The sequence below is a fragment of the Dyella sp. OK584 genome (genome assembly GCF_057787755.1).
The window spans coordinates 780,111-795,443 of record NZ_CM173542.1 but is presented as its reverse complement, the minus strand read 5'-3'; the positions used below and the strand labels follow the sequence as shown (position 1 = coordinate 795,443).

Annotated in this window: 16 protein-coding genes; 14 read left to right on the top strand and 2 right to left on the bottom strand. The window is 59.6% G+C overall.

Annotated features, from left to right (window positions below; all coding sequences use genetic code 11):
* Window positions 1-141 precede the first annotated feature (141 nt).
* Entirely contained in the window at window positions 142-1,254 is a 1,113-nt protein-coding gene (locus AC3CBN_RS03535) for an IS30 family transposase (protein WP_488636660.1), read from the bottom strand.
* Window positions 1,255-1,398: 144 nt separating this feature from the next.
* Between AC3CBN_RS03535 and AC3CBN_RS03530 the strand changes: the two genes are divergently transcribed.
* The 11 genes from AC3CBN_RS03530 (at window position 1,399) to AC3CBN_RS03480 (ending at window position 11,452) form a co-directional block, all read left to right on the top strand.
* Entirely contained in the window at window positions 1,399-1,851 is a 453-nt protein-coding gene (locus AC3CBN_RS03530; protein ID WP_488635441.1) for a DUF4262 domain-containing protein, read from the top strand.
* Window positions 1,852-2,023: 172 nt separating this feature from the next.
* Window positions 2,024-2,449: a hypothetical protein gene (locus AC3CBN_RS03525; RefSeq protein ID WP_488635440.1), complete on the top strand. Its 426-nt coding sequence runs from the start codon at window positions 2,024-2,026 to the stop codon at window positions 2,447-2,449.
* 396 nt (window positions 2,450-2,845) lie between these two features.
* Window positions 2,846-4,111: an IS110 family RNA-guided transposase gene (locus AC3CBN_RS03520; RefSeq protein WP_488635434.1), complete on the top strand. Its 1,266-nt coding sequence runs from the start codon at window positions 2,846-2,848 to the stop codon at window positions 4,109-4,111.
* A gap of 73 nt (window positions 4,112-4,184) precedes the next feature.
* On the top strand, window positions 4,185-4,919 hold the full coding sequence (locus AC3CBN_RS03515) for an ankyrin repeat domain-containing protein (RefSeq protein ID WP_488635439.1): 735 nt from the start codon (window positions 4,185-4,187) through the stop codon (window positions 4,917-4,919).
* An 89-nt stretch (window positions 4,920-5,008) separates the two neighbouring features.
* Entirely contained in the window at window positions 5,009-5,692 is a 684-nt protein-coding gene (locus AC3CBN_RS03510; RefSeq protein ID WP_488635438.1) for a hypothetical protein, read from the top strand.
* A gap of 105 nt (window positions 5,693-5,797) precedes the next feature.
* Window positions 5,798-6,100, top strand: coding sequence for a hypothetical protein (locus tag AC3CBN_RS03505; protein ID WP_488635437.1), 303 nt, complete (start codon window positions 5,798-5,800; stop codon window positions 6,098-6,100).
* Window positions 6,101-6,193: 93 nt separating this feature from the next.
* Window positions 6,194-6,418: an Imm32 family immunity protein gene (locus tag AC3CBN_RS03500; protein ID WP_488635436.1), complete on the top strand. Its 225-nt coding sequence runs from the start codon at window positions 6,194-6,196 to the stop codon at window positions 6,416-6,418.
* 649 nt (window positions 6,419-7,067) lie between these two features.
* The gene (locus AC3CBN_RS03495) at window positions 7,068-8,333 is read left to right on the top strand and encodes an IS110 family RNA-guided transposase (RefSeq protein ID WP_488635434.1); all 1,266 of its coding nucleotides are present in this window, start codon (window positions 7,068-7,070) and stop codon (window positions 8,331-8,333) included.
* Between the two features lie 72 nt (window positions 8,334-8,405).
* Window positions 8,406-8,780, top strand: coding sequence for a hypothetical protein (locus AC3CBN_RS03490; RefSeq protein ID WP_488635435.1), 375 nt, complete (start codon window positions 8,406-8,408; stop codon window positions 8,778-8,780).
* 732 nt (window positions 8,781-9,512) lie between these two features.
* Window positions 9,513-10,778, top strand: coding sequence for an IS110 family RNA-guided transposase (locus tag AC3CBN_RS03485; protein ID WP_488635434.1), 1,266 nt, complete (start codon window positions 9,513-9,515; stop codon window positions 10,776-10,778).
* Window positions 10,779-10,822: 44 nt separating this feature from the next.
* A complete protein-coding gene (locus AC3CBN_RS03480) occupies window positions 10,823-11,452 on the top strand; it encodes a hypothetical protein (protein ID WP_488635433.1) in 630 nt (209 codons plus the stop codon).
* 282 nt (window positions 11,453-11,734) lie between these two features.
* Here the strand turns inward: AC3CBN_RS03480 and AC3CBN_RS03475 are convergent, their stop codons facing one another.
* Window positions 11,735-12,766: an IS110 family RNA-guided transposase gene (locus AC3CBN_RS03475; protein ID WP_488635432.1), complete on the bottom strand. Its 1,032-nt coding sequence runs from the start codon at window positions 12,764-12,766 to the stop codon at window positions 11,735-11,737.
* Between the two features lie 128 nt (window positions 12,767-12,894).
* Between AC3CBN_RS03475 and AC3CBN_RS03470 the strand changes: the two genes are divergently transcribed.
* The 3 genes from AC3CBN_RS03470 to AC3CBN_RS03460 all read left to right on the top strand — a co-directional run bounded on the left by AC3CBN_RS03470 (window position 12,895) and on the right by AC3CBN_RS03460 (window position 15,286).
* Window positions 12,895-13,293 (top strand): hypothetical protein, encoded by a 399-nt coding sequence (locus AC3CBN_RS03470; RefSeq protein WP_488635431.1) that lies wholly within the window; start codon window positions 12,895-12,897, stop codon window positions 13,291-13,293.
* Between the two features lie 136 nt (window positions 13,294-13,429).
* Window positions 13,430-13,942 (top strand): hypothetical protein, encoded by a 513-nt coding sequence (locus AC3CBN_RS03465; protein WP_488635430.1) that lies wholly within the window; start codon window positions 13,430-13,432, stop codon window positions 13,940-13,942.
* A 381-nt stretch (window positions 13,943-14,323) separates the two neighbouring features.
* Window positions 14,324-15,286: an alpha/beta hydrolase gene (locus AC3CBN_RS03460; RefSeq protein ID WP_488636659.1), complete on the top strand. Its 963-nt coding sequence runs from the start codon at window positions 14,324-14,326 to the stop codon at window positions 15,284-15,286.
* Window positions 15,287-15,333: the final 47 nt, after the last annotated feature.

Genomic DNA, 15,333 nt, shown 5'->3' with positions numbered 1-15,333 from the left:
TCAGCTTGAACGCCATTTCCGGAAAGGGCTGACCAAGGCGCTGGTGTTGACCAGTTTCCCGTGAGGGATTCTGGCTTGCGATCAAACGGCCATCACCGGCATTCTAGAAATGTCCGCTTAGGTCCGCTTTCGACTGCGGATTCAACCGGTCATCGCAACAGTTTGCTGAAATCGCTCGGCCGGTGTTTCGAAGTTTAAGGTCTTTCTTGGACGTCCGTTCAACTCCCGCGCCACGGCGTTGAGCTTGGCCTGCGAGTGCGCGGACAAGTCGGTGCCCTTAGGGAAATACTGCCTCAGTAGGCCGTTGGTATTCTCGTTCGAACCGCGCTGCCATGGATGCTGAGGGTCGCAGAAGTACACCTGAATATCGGTCGCCAGGGTAAAGCGTCGATGGTCGGCCATTTCGCTGCCGCGGTCCCACGTCAGCGATCGATAGAGTTCCTTGGGCAACCTGCGCGCGTGCTTGATCAACGCATCGGTGACTGTTTCGGTGTCCTTGCGGGCAACTTGGATCAGCATGACGAAGCGTGTTTGGCGCTCAACGAGGGTCACCATCTGGCTGTTTCCGCTGCCGCAGAGCAGATCGCCCTCCCAATGGCCGGGCACTGCGCGGTCCTCGACGCTGGCCGGGCGCTCGCTGATGGACACCATGTCGCGGAGCTGGCCGTGGCTGTCAGTCTTCTGCGTGTGGTGGCCCGAACGGCGCATCGTTCGGGTGCGCCGCAAGTGGGCCAAGAGCTCTTTCTTTAGGGCACCACGGGCCTGGACATAGAGGCTGCGATAGATGGTTTCGTGTGACACCTGGTGCTGCTCGCTGTCCGGGTAGGTGTACTTGAGCCAGCCGGCAATCTGCTCCGGCGCCCATCGCCCTTGCAGCTTCTGCGCCACCCGGGTCGCAAGCTTCCGGTACCTGGCCAGCTTGCAGACCTTGGGACGACGCGCGCGATCCCAGGCTTGCTGGTCGGCCTGATTGGCGCGGTAACCGTCCCGACCACCGCTACGCTGGATCTCGCGGCTGATGGTCGACGGTGCGCGCTGCAGTTGCAAGGCGACGGCCCGGATCGACCGGCCCGCCACCATGGCTCGCGAGATCTCTTCGCGCTCAGCGAGTGTCAACGTGCGCTCGGCACGACGGCGGGCCAACGGTCGTATGCCGCCGGTCTCGGCCAATATCCGACGCACTGCTGAGTGGTGCCGATCAAACAGCTTGGCGATCTCGTGCAACGACTCGCCACGCTGCCAGCGGTCCCACATCAGGGCCTTCTGGGTCTCTGTGTAATGGACCGGGGTCGTTGGGCCATTGGCAACACACCTCCTGCTGTCGCAGTCTATGGGTGTTGCAACGACCGGTTGAATCCGCAACCCAAAGCGGACCCTTTCAAATACGACTAAATCGAGATGAAGACCATGGATGAAGCCGAGAAGAAGTGTCTGGACGACATCGAAAAACACGGCTGCCATGTCATCCATGTGTTCGCTGAGGATGACCTACCTCCCTTCAGCTACTCAGTCGGTATTGAACGCTCAATTGGGTGCCCGGAGATCATCATCATTGGCCTTCGGCAGGAGTTGGCGCATTTCATGATCAATGAGTACTGCGCCAGGACGCGCGCTGGAGAGGGATTTCATGCGGGGCAGCGTGCTCAGGGCTTCCTGGACGACTTCGACTGCGAGTTTCGTTCCGTTAGCCCTACCCACTATGAGGAATACGTGGGTTGGGATATCTGGCTATACATGGGTGCCAAGTTCCGACTCCTCCAACTCGTATACCCGTCCACCAAGGGTATTTGGCCGTGGGATGAGGGAAGCGATGCGGCGTTTCAGGCTTGGCAACCGGTGCTCGAAAGCTAGCGCGATCTCAAAGTCCGCTCCCGACCCGGAGCGGACGTAACAGCCAAGCTCAACACAGGCCTGGTCCGGGCCGAATCCATGGGGGAGATATGGTCAGGATTTGTCTTCTGCTTTTGCTAATCGCAGCGCCCGCTGCCCTTGCTGCCGGTGTGACATTTAGGGCATTAGAAAAATGGCACTAGTAGAAGTTAAAAGCATCCGCGATCTAGCCGGTCGTATCGTCTGGGTAGGCACGAACACCAGCACGTATTCCTACCCGCGTTTTGGCAAAACGTTGGAAGAGGCATGGGAGGAATTGCGATTCAATATTGAGTGCATGCGTACAAAAATGGGGGATGCACGCACAGATCAAGTTTTGGACATGTGTGATCAGGCTCAGCAGCATTTTAAAGATGCCTATGAGAAGAGTCCGGCGTATAGCGCGAACCCCGGAGAGCCAGGGTTTGAAGACCTCAAACTCGGGTCACGTTTGATGCAAGACGTCGAATCGGTTGCTCGCGGGCGCGAGCCTTTTGCCTATCCGAAGGAGATGTACCGCTGGCCCCCGATCCTTGGTTCTCGTGCGGCGGGCGATCCTGATCTGGAACAGGACTGTTGAGTTCCAAGCACGCTAGGTACTGGGTTGACTCGGCTGATGGTGCGGCGTTTCAAGACGCCGTAGAAACCATTACGTAGCGTCACCCGAAACAAGTTTTGTACATTGAGCGAAGCTAACTCTTAGGTCCGCTTCCGACCCGATATAGGTATTCCGTTCCGTTCTCGGTGACCATGTCACGGCTGCCAGGTAGCTGGCAGCGAGGGCGGGACTTGCACCGGCCGGCTACGAATATTCCGACCCAAACATCCGATGTTCGCCGCTTTGGTTTCGAGCCGGCCGGTGCGCTTGAGTTCCCTAACGAATACTCAGGGCTCGCCGAGTGATCGGCTCTCTATATTGGCTTCGCCGAGCTTAAGCACGCAGGTCTCGTATCGTGATCACGCCACGAGGTGACGTATGCGCACACATCGGGATGACGATTTTACGGCGTTCATCGGTTTGGATTGGGCGGATGCGAAGCACGACGTCTGCCTGCAACCGGCTGGCAGCGACGCGTATGAGTTCGGCACATTCGCCCATCAGCCCGATGCCATCGATGCGTGGGCGCGTGGATTGCATCAGCGCTTCGGTGGGCGCATTGCCATCGCGTTGGAGCTGGCCAAAGGGCCCGTGGTGTATGCACTGCAGAAGTACGATTTCATCGTTCTGTTTTCGATCGATGCCAGCCTGCTGGCCATGTATCGCAGGGCGTTCAAACCCAGCCGGGCGAAGGACGATCCGACCGATGCACAGCTGGCATTGGAGCTGATGCAACGCTATCCCGACCGAGTTACGCCGCTCAAACCCCAAAGTGTGGAGATGCGCACCTTGAGTTTCCTCGTCGAGCAGCGACGATTGCTGGTCGACGACAAGAAGCGCTTGGTCAATCGCTTGGGCAACACACTCAAGCAGTATTACCCCCAGCTACTGGACTGGTTTAAGCAGCACGATACCGTGGTGTTCTTCGATTTCTTGCGACGTTGGCCCACGCTCAAGCAGGCCAAGCGGGCGCGCAAGGCCACGCTTGAAGCGTTCTTCCGTGCCCACAACGTACGCTTTGCCACGGTCATTGCCGACCGCGTGGAGGCGATCCGCACAGCCATGCCGTTGACCGAGGATCCGGCCGTGATCACCACGCATCAGCTGCTGGCTGAGGCCCTGGTCGAGCAGTTGCAGGTGGCACTGCGTGCGATCGAACGATTCGACGAAGAGATTGCCGTGCTCGCTCCCACGCTTCCGGACTACGCGCTCTTCGAAGCCTTGCCGGGTAGTGGGCCGATCCTGACGCCACGGCTGTTGGCTGCCTTCGGCGAGCAACGCGAACGCTTCGCCAGCGCCGAGCAACTGCAGCGCTATTCCGGTGTGGCGCCGGTGACGGAGCGAAGCGGCAAGAAAAGCTGGGTGCACTGGCGTTGGCAATGCCCTACGTTCGTCCGCCAGACCTTCATCGAGTGGGCTGCCCAAACGATCAACAAGTCCTTCTGGGCCGGAGCCTTCTATCGCCAACAGCGCGCCAAGGGCAGCCCGCACCAAGTGGCCGTGCGTGCGCTAGCCTTCAAGTGGATCCGCATCCTGCATCGCTGTTGGCAGTCCCACACACCCTACGACGAGTCGCGCTACCTTATGGCCCTGCAGCGCCGTGGCTCGCCCTTGCTCGCTGGCCTGGCTTCGTCAGATAGTTGACGGAACGGCTCAGGGCATGAAGCGGACATTTTCCGTAAGCAGCTGACAAGTCACTACAACGCAAAGGACAACCGTGATTAAGCGTCTGCGTCACCTGGTCATCGGATTGATACTTCTTCTGGCGTCTACCGCTGCTTCCGCAGGAGACGAGCTTTCTGCGGCAGGCAAGTCAGCGCACGAGGTGTTCCAGGATTCGGGTGTGGTCGCGCTCTTACACGCAGTTCGAGACGGTGATGGCACTAAGGCTCGACATCTGATCGCCGAAGGGGCAAACGTAAATGCCTCTGGATTCGAAGGCGCGACGCCACTGATCTGGATGATGTATCAGCATGATGACAGGGCGATTAGGCTGCTGCTCGACCTTGGCGCCGACCCGAATCAGCGGATGGGGGAGGATGGAGAAAGTCCAGTGTGGCTGGCGGCAGGAGCGGGCAACGCAAAGCTTCTTGGGCTCCTTCTTGATCATGGTGGCGACCCGAACTCTCCTGTTCGTAGTCAGAGCGCCATGATGATTGCGATTACAGGGCGGCATCTTGATTGCGCCGAGCTGCTATTGAATCGGCGGGCCGATATCAATTTTCACGAAGGCTTTGACTCCACGATCAATGCGCCGCTCGTCGTCGGTCGTTTTGACTGGGTGATCTGGTTATTGGAGCACGGCTACTCCTATGATCTCCCCAGAGCGCGTCGTGGCGTTGCCAATAGAGTTGCTGTTCCTGATCAAGAGCCGTGGAAAGCGAAGGCATTGGAAATGATAGATCAGCGCATCGCCGCTCAGCATGCAGCAGCAAACCAAGGCACCAACTAGCAAGCGCCGGCGGCGTCCTTGATTCGGTATAGGAAGTGTCCGCTTCCGACCCGGAGCGGACCTTTTTCTCAAACACTATCTGAGTGGCCATGCGTACTAATCCAACGATTCTCGGCGCTGTCTTCCTCAGCTTAGTCTCGGTGGGCGTCGCTGCTCAAAACCTGACGTGCAATGTCGATGGCAACGAGAACCAGGCCCTTCAGATGGCTCCAGAAGGGGCCAAACGCATCGCGGGCGATCATGTCCTTGCAGTCAATTACAGGTCTGGCACCAGGCGGTTCATCGATATGCCACCTTACGATGAGCCGCTAAGCGGGCTCCATTGGCGTTACTGCGGCTATATCCCTTCTATCAATGCCCACCTCGTTGGAATGAGCCAAGACGGCCTCTTCTCTGGGAAGTTGCTCATCAACGCTGGCGGGCAGCTATTGGATGCAGGCCATACGGTGTATCCATCGCCAGATGGAAAGCTCTTCCTCGCTATCAGGCAGGAAGATGGCATGGATGGGGAGCTATGGCTGGTCTCAGACTTGTCAGGCAAGAAGGTCTGGTCGGGTTACGCGGGCACAACGAAGATGGTGGCTCCGGTCGGGAAAGAGGCCAAGCCCTATGAGGCCGTGAAGTCCACCTTTGAAGACCCGCAATGGATGGCCGGTGGCTTGCTTCAGGCGCGTGTCGTCTGTAGTGACTCGTCTGGAACCACGGGGAAGGCAACCTTGATGCATGCCGCCAACTCTTGGCGCTGGCAAAGCGACGTTGAGTGCAAGAACTGATGAATAGTAATGTCCGCTCTCGACCCGGAGCAGACGTCACCGAGTATTGCTTTTGACGTGAGCGCGGGGAAGGATCGCGCGGGAACTTAAGATCGGATGACACCTATGGTCGACGCGATGGACTCGACGCTACTGAAAACTGCAGGAATACACTGGCGCGCCTTCGCGCTGGCGTGGGCCTTTCCAGTCGTATTTTTGTTTGGCGGCCTTGCGTCTGATCGCTTGGCCTATCCGAACCTCTTTTTCCTTGCCGTGCTTCCGCTGTTTTTTTGGAGCTTCGGGCGGGCCAGCGGTCCTTGGAGGAAGGGTGAAATCAGCTACTGGCACGGCATTTTTTGGTGCATCGCCGTTCCATTTATCGTTTGGGTTCTCGCGGTGTTTTTGCACTTGGCCGTGGCAAGCCATTGAGACCATGGCTGTCGAAATCGGCTCGCAAATAGGTCCGCTTCCGACCCCAGGCGGGCGGTTCTTGGACGCGAAAATTACAGAGCAGGGACTGGCATGAAGCTGTTTGGATATGAAGAAGGTAGCTATGGCAGCGGCGCGCCGCTGACACTGTCCGAGGCGAGCATCTTGGCCAGCCCTGCGGAGCTGAGAGCCATTGCGAAAGTTCTTGGAGATCTCGCGGTCGAGATGGAGGCCGATGGTTTTGACCATGTACACCTGACCGATAGGCTCCCCGGCTTGTGCGAGGGTCCAGAGCTGATCGTGGCTAAGGCAAGATAGTTATGTCTGCTTCCGACCCGTAGCGGACTCTTTAGGGGAGGGTAATGACGACCTATAGGAAGAACGTGTTGACATGGACTTGGACGATGAGCGTTGGCTTCGTCCTGGGAGCGGCAGGGCTCTACATTTCCAGTTGGTTCTTTATTCTCTTCTTCGCTTGGCTGTTTTGCGCTTCGCTGCTCCTCAAAAGGGTCACATGTTCGGCCTGTGGGGAAGCGATCAATATGCAGAGAACGAGCCTGTTAGGCCTACCGTTTAACGCTGGACCATGGCGGCGGAACTGCGTGCATTGCGGGTCAAGTCTTAGGGAGCAGGTTGGCCAGTGATCGGTCATCACCTGGCTCGCGCGAAGATGGTGCGGGCATCATGTGGAAGTGTCCGCTTCCGACCCAATATAGGTATTCCGTTCCGTTCTCGGTGACCATGTCACGGCTGCCAGGTAGCTGGCAGCGAGGGCGGGACTTGCACCGGCCGGCTACGAATATTCCGACCCAAACATCCGATGTTCGCCGCTTTGGTTTCGAGCCGGCCGGTGCGCTTGAGTTCCCTAACGAATACTCAGGGCTCGCCGAGTGATCGGCTCTCTATATTGGCTTCGCCGAGCTTAAGCACGCAGGTCTCGTATCGTGATCACGCCACGAGGTGACGTATGCGCACACATCGGGATGACGATTTTACGGCGTTCATCGGTTTGGATTGGGCGGATGCGAAGCACGACGTCTGCCTGCAACCGGCTGGCAGCGACGCGTATGAGTTCGGCACATTCGCCCATCAGCCCGATGCCATCGATGCGTGGGCGCGTGGATTGCATCAGCGCTTCGGTGGGCGCATTGCCATCGCGTTGGAGCTGGCCAAAGGGCCCGTGGTGTATGCACTGCAGAAGTACGATTTCATCGTTCTGTTTTCGATCGATGCCAGCCTGCTGGCCATGTATCGCAGGGCGTTCAAACCCAGCCGGGCGAAGGACGATCCGACCGATGCACAGCTGGCATTGGAGCTGATGCAACGCTATCCCGACCGAGTTACGCCGCTCAAACCCCAAAGTGTGGAGATGCGCACCTTGAGTTTCCTCGTCGAGCAGCGACGATTGCTGGTCGACGACAAGAAGCGCTTGGTCAATCGCTTGGGCAACACACTCAAGCAGTATTACCCCCAGCTACTGGACTGGTTTAAGCAGCACGATACCGTGGTGTTCTTCGATTTCTTGCGACGTTGGCCCACGCTCAAGCAGGCCAAGCGGGCGCGCAAGGCCACGCTTGAAGCGTTCTTCCGTGCCCACAACGTACGCTTTGCCACGGTCATTGCCGACCGCGTGGAGGCGATCCGCACAGCCATGCCGTTGACCGAGGATCCGGCCGTGATCACCACGCATCAGCTGCTGGCTGAGGCCCTGGTCGAGCAGTTGCAGGTGGCACTGCGTGCGATCGAACGATTCGACGAAGAGATTGCCGTGCTCGCTCCCACGCTTCCGGACTACGCGCTCTTCGAAGCCTTGCCGGGTAGTGGGCCGATCCTGACGCCACGGCTGTTGGCTGCCTTCGGCGAGCAACGCGAACGCTTCGCCAGCGCCGAGCAACTGCAGCGCTATTCCGGTGTGGCGCCGGTGACGGAGCGAAGCGGCAAGAAAAGCTGGGTGCACTGGCGTTGGCAATGCCCTACGTTCGTCCGCCAGACCTTCATCGAGTGGGCTGCCCAAACGATCAACAAGTCCTTCTGGGCCGGAGCCTTCTATCGCCAACAGCGCGCCAAGGGCAGCCCGCACCAAGTGGCCGTGCGTGCGCTAGCCTTCAAGTGGATCCGCATCCTGCATCGCTGTTGGCAGTCCCACACACCCTACGACGAGTCGCGCTACCTTATGGCCCTGCAGCGCCGTGGCTCGCCCTTGCTCGCTGGCCTGGCTTCGTCAGATAGTTGACGGAACGGCTCAGGGCATGAAGCGGACATGGTTGATACTGGGCCGCGGGCGGCGTTTATGACCGGGGGATTCATGCACGAAGTCCTGTTTATCAAAGACGCTGACAGGTCAAGGGCGTTGGCAGAAGTCGCGAAAGACGTCTTCCTTCGTCTCGGTCTCGTATCGGCTGAAGAGCGCGAAAGCAGTAACTACCTCGAAGGGCACTACTTCGTGGGCTATGCCGCGAACGCTGCCATCAAAGTCTGCCTCTCGGATGGCGATCTGCCCGAGTTTCCGTACTGGGTTGTTCTGGCTAGCCCGACGCCTGGGCTCGGCACAGGCGTTTCGCTCGATACCAAGCCCTCACAGGTTGCGAAGGCTCTGGCGGAGAGTGGATTCGGTGTTCTCGTGCCTTCGAAGGGCTGGGCACGAAAAGGCTGGAACGGCGAAGGTGTGCGATACGGGTAATTGCGTTGGGTAGGGTCCGCTTTCGACCCGGAGCGGACCTGGGCATGATTGGCGGGACGATTGGTTTGGGGGGGCAGATGGTTAGATCATGGATGTTAGTGGGCTGTCTTTCCTTGCTGCTCGCATGCCCGCATTCCGTTGCGTGTGCGGCGCAGTCGGAGACGAATGCTGCTGTTTTGGAAGCAACACTGTCGAAGCTCAATCTTCACGACCCCGCCGCGGACGCAAAGTCTCATTTGGCATCCGGGGACGCTCGCCCCATCGGACTCAATGGTTATACCTGTAGCGTCCCCGGGCCTGAGGGGAATAAGCCGCCGCCACGTTCAGGCATAAGGTGCCTGGAGGGGACCAGTGACGTCATCGATAGTGCCGATTACGGGCGGCTATTAGAGGTCGCAAGAGCCTATGCGGTGGCCTACAACCTCGCGCTAAAGACAGAGCTACAGCGACAGTGAAGCCGTCCGCTACCGACCCGATATAGGTATTCCGTTCCGTTCTCGGTGACCATGTCACGGCTGCCAGGTAGCTGGCAGCGAGGGCGGGACTTGCACCGGCCGGCTACGAATATTCCGACCCAAACATCCGATGTTCGCCGCTTTGGTTTCGAGCCGGCCGGTGCGCTTGAGTTCCCTAACGAATACTCAGGGCTCGCCGAGTGATCGGCTCTCTATATTGGCTTCGCCGAGCTTAAGCACGCAGGTCTCGTATCGTGATCACGCCACGAGGTGACGTATGCGCACACATCGGGATGACGATTTTACGGCGTTCATCGGTTTGGATTGGGCGGATGCGAAGCACGACGTCTGCCTGCAACCGGCTGGCAGCGACGCGTATGAGTTCGGCACATTCGCCCATCAGCCCGATGCCATCGATGCGTGGGCGCGTGGATTGCATCAGCGCTTCGGTGGGCGCATTGCCATCGCGTTGGAGCTGGCCAAAGGGCCCGTGGTGTATGCACTGCAGAAGTACGATTTCATCGTTCTGTTTTCGATCGATGCCAGCCTGCTGGCCATGTATCGCAGGGCGTTCAAACCCAGCCGGGCGAAGGACGATCCGACCGATGCACAGCTGGCATTGGAGCTGATGCAACGCTATCCCGACCGAGTTACGCCGCTCAAACCCCAAAGTGTGGAGATGCGCACCTTGAGTTTCCTCGTCGAGCAGCGACGATTGCTGGTCGACGACAAGAAGCGCTTGGTCAATCGCTTGGGCAACACACTCAAGCAGTATTACCCCCAGCTACTGGACTGGTTTAAGCAGCACGATACCGTGGTGTTCTTCGATTTCTTGCGACGTTGGCCCACGCTCAAGCAGGCCAAGCGGGCGCGCAAGGCCACGCTTGAAGCGTTCTTCCGTGCCCACAACGTACGCTTTGCCACGGTCATTGCCGACCGCGTGGAGGCGATCCGCACAGCCATGCCGTTGACCGAGGATCCGGCCGTGATCACCACGCATCAGCTGCTGGCTGAGGCCCTGGTCGAGCAGTTGCAGGTGGCACTGCGTGCGATCGAACGATTCGACGAAGAGATTGCCGTGCTCGCTCCCACGCTTCCGGACTACGCGCTCTTCGAAGCCTTGCCGGGTAGTGGGCCGATCCTGACGCCACGGCTGTTGGCTGCCTTCGGCGAGCAACGCGAACGCTTCGCCAGCGCCGAGCAACTGCAGCGCTATTCCGGTGTGGCGCCGGTGACGGAGCGAAGCGGCAAGAAAAGCTGGGTGCACTGGCGTTGGCAATGCCCTACGTTCGTCCGCCAGACCTTCATCGAGTGGGCTGCCCAAACGATCAACAAGTCCTTCTGGGCCGGAGCCTTCTATCGCCAACAGCGCGCCAAGGGCAGCCCGCACCAAGTGGCCGTGCGTGCGCTAGCCTTCAAGTGGATCCGCATCCTGCATCGCTGTTGGCAGTCCCACACACCCTACGACGAGTCGCGCTACCTTATGGCCCTGCAGCGCCGTGGCTCGCCCTTGCTCGCTGGCCTGGCTTCGTCAGATAGTTGACGGAACGGCTCAGGGCATGAAGCGGACCTAACCAAGGAGGGAGCATGCGTCGAACGATTCTTCTTGCCGGCCTGATGTGCTGGTGCGGCGCTGTGATGGCCGCAACGCCGCCACATGGTGCACCGTGGACGGAGATGAGCTGGAAGGCAGTGTCTCGCGAGGCGCCGAGCGAAGGATTCGCTCTCGGGTCTTCGACAGCCAGATTCGAGAAGACCACCTTGGGAGAAATCGCAGCCGCCGTCGGCGAAGGAGTGGTGGATCATCGAGGCGATGCGGGCGAAAGCGAGTACTGGCTTTGCTACAGCCGGCCCCACGAAGGTGAGCGGATTTGGATTGTTTCAAGCGGGGAGATGGGTGGCACAGATCATCTCATCACTGGACTTGTCGCCGAACGACTGCCGGCTGTAACTGGAACCACGGATTGCCCAGCGCTACCGGCAATGACGACCGTTGCACTGTCAGGCAATAAGGGATGGCTCGGCATGTCGACGACGGATGTCCGCAAGCGCTTCGGAATGCCCTCTCACAAATCGGGTGCGTGGCAGGCCTTCAACTTCGAGCAGAAGCTCAGGGGCGTTTGCGGTGGTGCTGGTGACAGGATGAACTGGCTTTGGATCAAGCAAGCAGACGACCGCGTGCAGGCCATTGTTGCCGGTCAGGTCACGTCGTGCTGAAGTGTTGGGCGATGTGTGAAAGGTCCGTATATGGACTCCTCCCCGTTGCAAAGCCCCCGTCTCTAGCGTCCGTGTCGACTGCACACGTATATCCGGCCTCTAACTGCGGCACCGCTTTGCGGTGCTGGGCCATGATGGGCTAGTCGCGCGCCGGCTCCCAATCGCTTTCTCGTGCTTTCTAAGCACCAGGACCTTTCAGGGTTTTGCCGGCGCCGGTTCGACCGGTTCGCCATCGTGCGGTGGGCTTAGCAATCGTGGTTGGATGATATATGGACGTCTCTTTCAGGCAGCCGCGAGGGCTGGTTGGTAATCGCATTGGTGATGTAGCAGCGCCCACGCCAACCGGGCGGTTTTATTGGCCAACGCCACCGAAGCGACATTGGGATGAGCTCGTCGGGCAAGCCGCACGACCCATTGGCTAAGTCGATCTTCCTTGGCGGGTGCTGTTCGCAAGGCGGAGCGTGCACCGTGCACGAGCAAGCTGCGGACATAAGCATCGCTGCGTTTGCTTATACCGAGAAGCCGCTCCTTGCTGCCCGAGCTGTGCTGTCGTGGCGTCAGCCCGAGCGATGCCGCCATCTGGCGGCCGTTGGAAAATTGCTTGGCATCTCCCACGGCGGCGATCAACGCCGTGGCAACCATGGGGCCGACGCCGCGCAGCTCCTGGAGACGACGCGCATCGGGATCGGCTTGCGCCAGGTCGGCGATCGCGTGATCGAGTTCGGTGATGCGCTCATCCACGGCGCGAAGGTCACGCCATAGGCCCTCGAGCACTTGCCGGAAGCACGCGCTCAAGCCGTTGTCGGCGTCTCCCAACCAACAGGGCATCGCACGGCGCAGCGATGACAGCTCCTTGGGCGCTACCAATCCATACTCAGCAACCAGACCACGGATCTGATTGCCTTTAGCCGTCCGTTGCTCCATCAGGCCGGCACGTACGCGGTGCACGGCTTGGATATCTTGTTGCCGTGTGGTCTTCACCGTGACAAAGCGCATGCTGGGGCGACTCATCGCTTCGCAGATCGCCTCGGCATCGTTGGCGTCGTTCTTGTTGCTCTTCACATAGGGCTTCACGAACTGCGGCGCGATCAACTTCACGCGATAGCCTAGCGCCTGCAGTTGGCGCGCCCAATGATGGGCGCCACCGCAGGCTTCCATGCCGATCTCGCAGCCCGGCTCGGCGACATCGCCAATGGCCTGCACCCAGCGATCCCGAGGTAGGCGGCGACGCCATACCATTCGCTCGCATCGATCCGTGCCATGCAGCTGGAACACCTGTTTGGCGATGTCGATCCCAATGCGCGTAAGCTTCATGGCGGACTCCTCCTCGCTGTGACTGGTTGTGTCGCAACTCCAGTCTGGCACTCTTAGATGCCGTGGGTGGGGAGGAGTCCATCCCATTGCTTCCGACCCAAAACAGACGTTTCCCAGAGGGGCAGTAGATGAAAGGACGCAGCCGAAAATTCATGCTTTGTGGGCTTTGGCTCCTTTGCGCGATCCCACCCTTGGCCATCGCGAATGAAAAGCTCGAAGTTATGAAATCCGCGCTGATCCTCAGCTATACGGAACGGCCACCTTCTGGCAGCGGCTATATACATTTCCTGCGAGCTGTCACCGTCACCTCGCCCAACGGTGGGAAAGTCACTTTGTACGCCACGTATTTCGGCGGAGAACAGTTCTTCCCTGCCGTGGGAACACATTGCTCAATCGTCTATGAGGACCGGAAGGTTCATGGTGTCGTTGGAGGCGCTGTTGGTCATGAAGCGACGGTATCGCCATATGTCAGAAGCTTTGACTGCCCTAGTAGCCCGGGCGACCCTCTAACGCCACTCTCCAACTGATACTGCCTCGGGCGATGTCCGTCGGTAGACTGGTAAGGTCGGCTTGCGACCCAGAGCGGACTTGGTGGCGCAGATATGAGAGGCATGCATTGTCAGGATTTCTACAAATTCGGATGGATTGTGAGGAGCTCGGTCAATGAGGTTTCTGGCGTTTCTACTGTTCGCGCTCATATCCTGTGCTGCCGTGAGCAGCCCCTCCAGGTTCTTTCCAGTCGATCTCAAACCCGCAGCGAATGAATACGCGCGTGCCGGCGGCCTTGCACCGTTGATGTCGACAGCAGACTTTGAGCTCCGCGTCTGGACCCGCGACTACATGTCCGGGGCGGTCACTGGGTTTGTCGTGTCTGACGGCACGCAGCGTCCATTTGCAAGCGGATCAACTTATGATCAAGGAAAGTTGCTCGTTAAAGCAGCGAACCTAGGACCCAGGAAACCGGCGCCCGATCTGGTTCGCCTGAAAGAGCTTGTTGAGGCCTTGAAGGCTTACAACGGAAAAGCTGTGTCGTGCGGTGTTTTGGATGGCGCATCGGTTCTAGTGGACGCGGTTGTGCAAGGCCAGGTAGTTACCGTCAAAGTCGACAATCCAAGATCTTGTTCTGACAAGGCATCTAAGACCGTGGTAGCTCTTCTCGATACACTTCGGCACTGAAACAGGTAAACGTCAGCCTGCTTTGGCAGTCCCTGAGGTATCCGCCGCACGGGCTGCCTATCGGCTCCCTTTTGAGGTTCAAGTTGCATCGACCGGTTGAGGCCGCCACCCGGAGCGGACCTAAAGACATGGGGGGTGGTATGCAATTGGCCGATGACCAAACCGACAAGAGGGCTCTGTCCACGCTCGGCGCAGAGGCGGTTGGGCCCCCGGCGGGACCCGTCGTCTCCGCGGTCAGCAAATTGCCAGAACTGTGCAAGCCGCACGCCCCGGCGGCCGCGCACGCTGCATCGTCCGCGGCGGCGTATGACGCCTCGCGTCCCATCCACGACACACGGACCGAAACGTGGAGGCGATATGTTCAAGCATTCGTGGATAGGCCTGATGGTCGCGCTGTGGCTCTGCGCGGGCACGGCGTTGGCGACCACCGGCACCACAAACCTGTTTGACCGGCAGATGTGGCCCTGGCAACCGGCGCCGCCGGCCGAACAGATGCCGCTCTGGCCCGACGGTCTGAAGATCGCGCCACCTTCCATGCCGGGCGAAGAGGACTTCGGCACCAGCACGCAACCACTCGCCGGTCTGCCGGTCACCATGGTCGAGCACGTGTCGCGCCCGACCATGACCATCTATCCGGCCAAAGGGGAGAACACCGGCGCGGCCGTGGTGGTGTTTCCGGGCGGCGGCTATCGCGTTCTCGCGATCAATCTGGAAGGCACCGAGATCTGCGACTGGCTCACCTCGCGCGGCATCACCTGCGTGCTGCTGAAATACCGCGTGCCTGGCTCCGGCCCGTATTACAACGACGAGTGCAATTGCGCGAAGCGGCCCGCCGTGCCCATGGCTCTACAGGATGCGCAGCGCGCCATCGCCTTGCTGCGCCAGCGCGCGGCAAGCCTTGGTGTCGACCCGCACAAGGTCGGCGTCATCGGCTTCTCCGCAGGCGGACGCATGGTTGCCGACGTAAGCAATCACGCGGCGCTCAGCTACAAACCGGTGGATGACGCGGACAAGCAGAGCGTCCGCCCCGATTTCGCCATGGCGCTCTATCCGGGCCATCTGTGGAACGGCAAGAGCATCACGCTGAGGTCAGACGTGAAGATCGACGCTCGTTGTCCCCCGACGTTCATCGTGCAGGCCGGCAATGATCCCGTCGACGATGTGCGTGAATCGGTGACCTATTACGTCGCGCTACAGCAGGCGGGTATTCCCGCGGAGATCCACTTGTACGCCGAAGGCGGTCATGCCTTTGGCGTGCGGCCCACACCGAAACCGATCACCCGCTGGATCACGCTGGCGGAGGCATGGATGGCCAACCTCGGTGTCATTCCGGCCAGGCCGTAGTACTCCGGCCAACGCTGTCACCGCACTAAGGGCAGGAATAGCTTCGC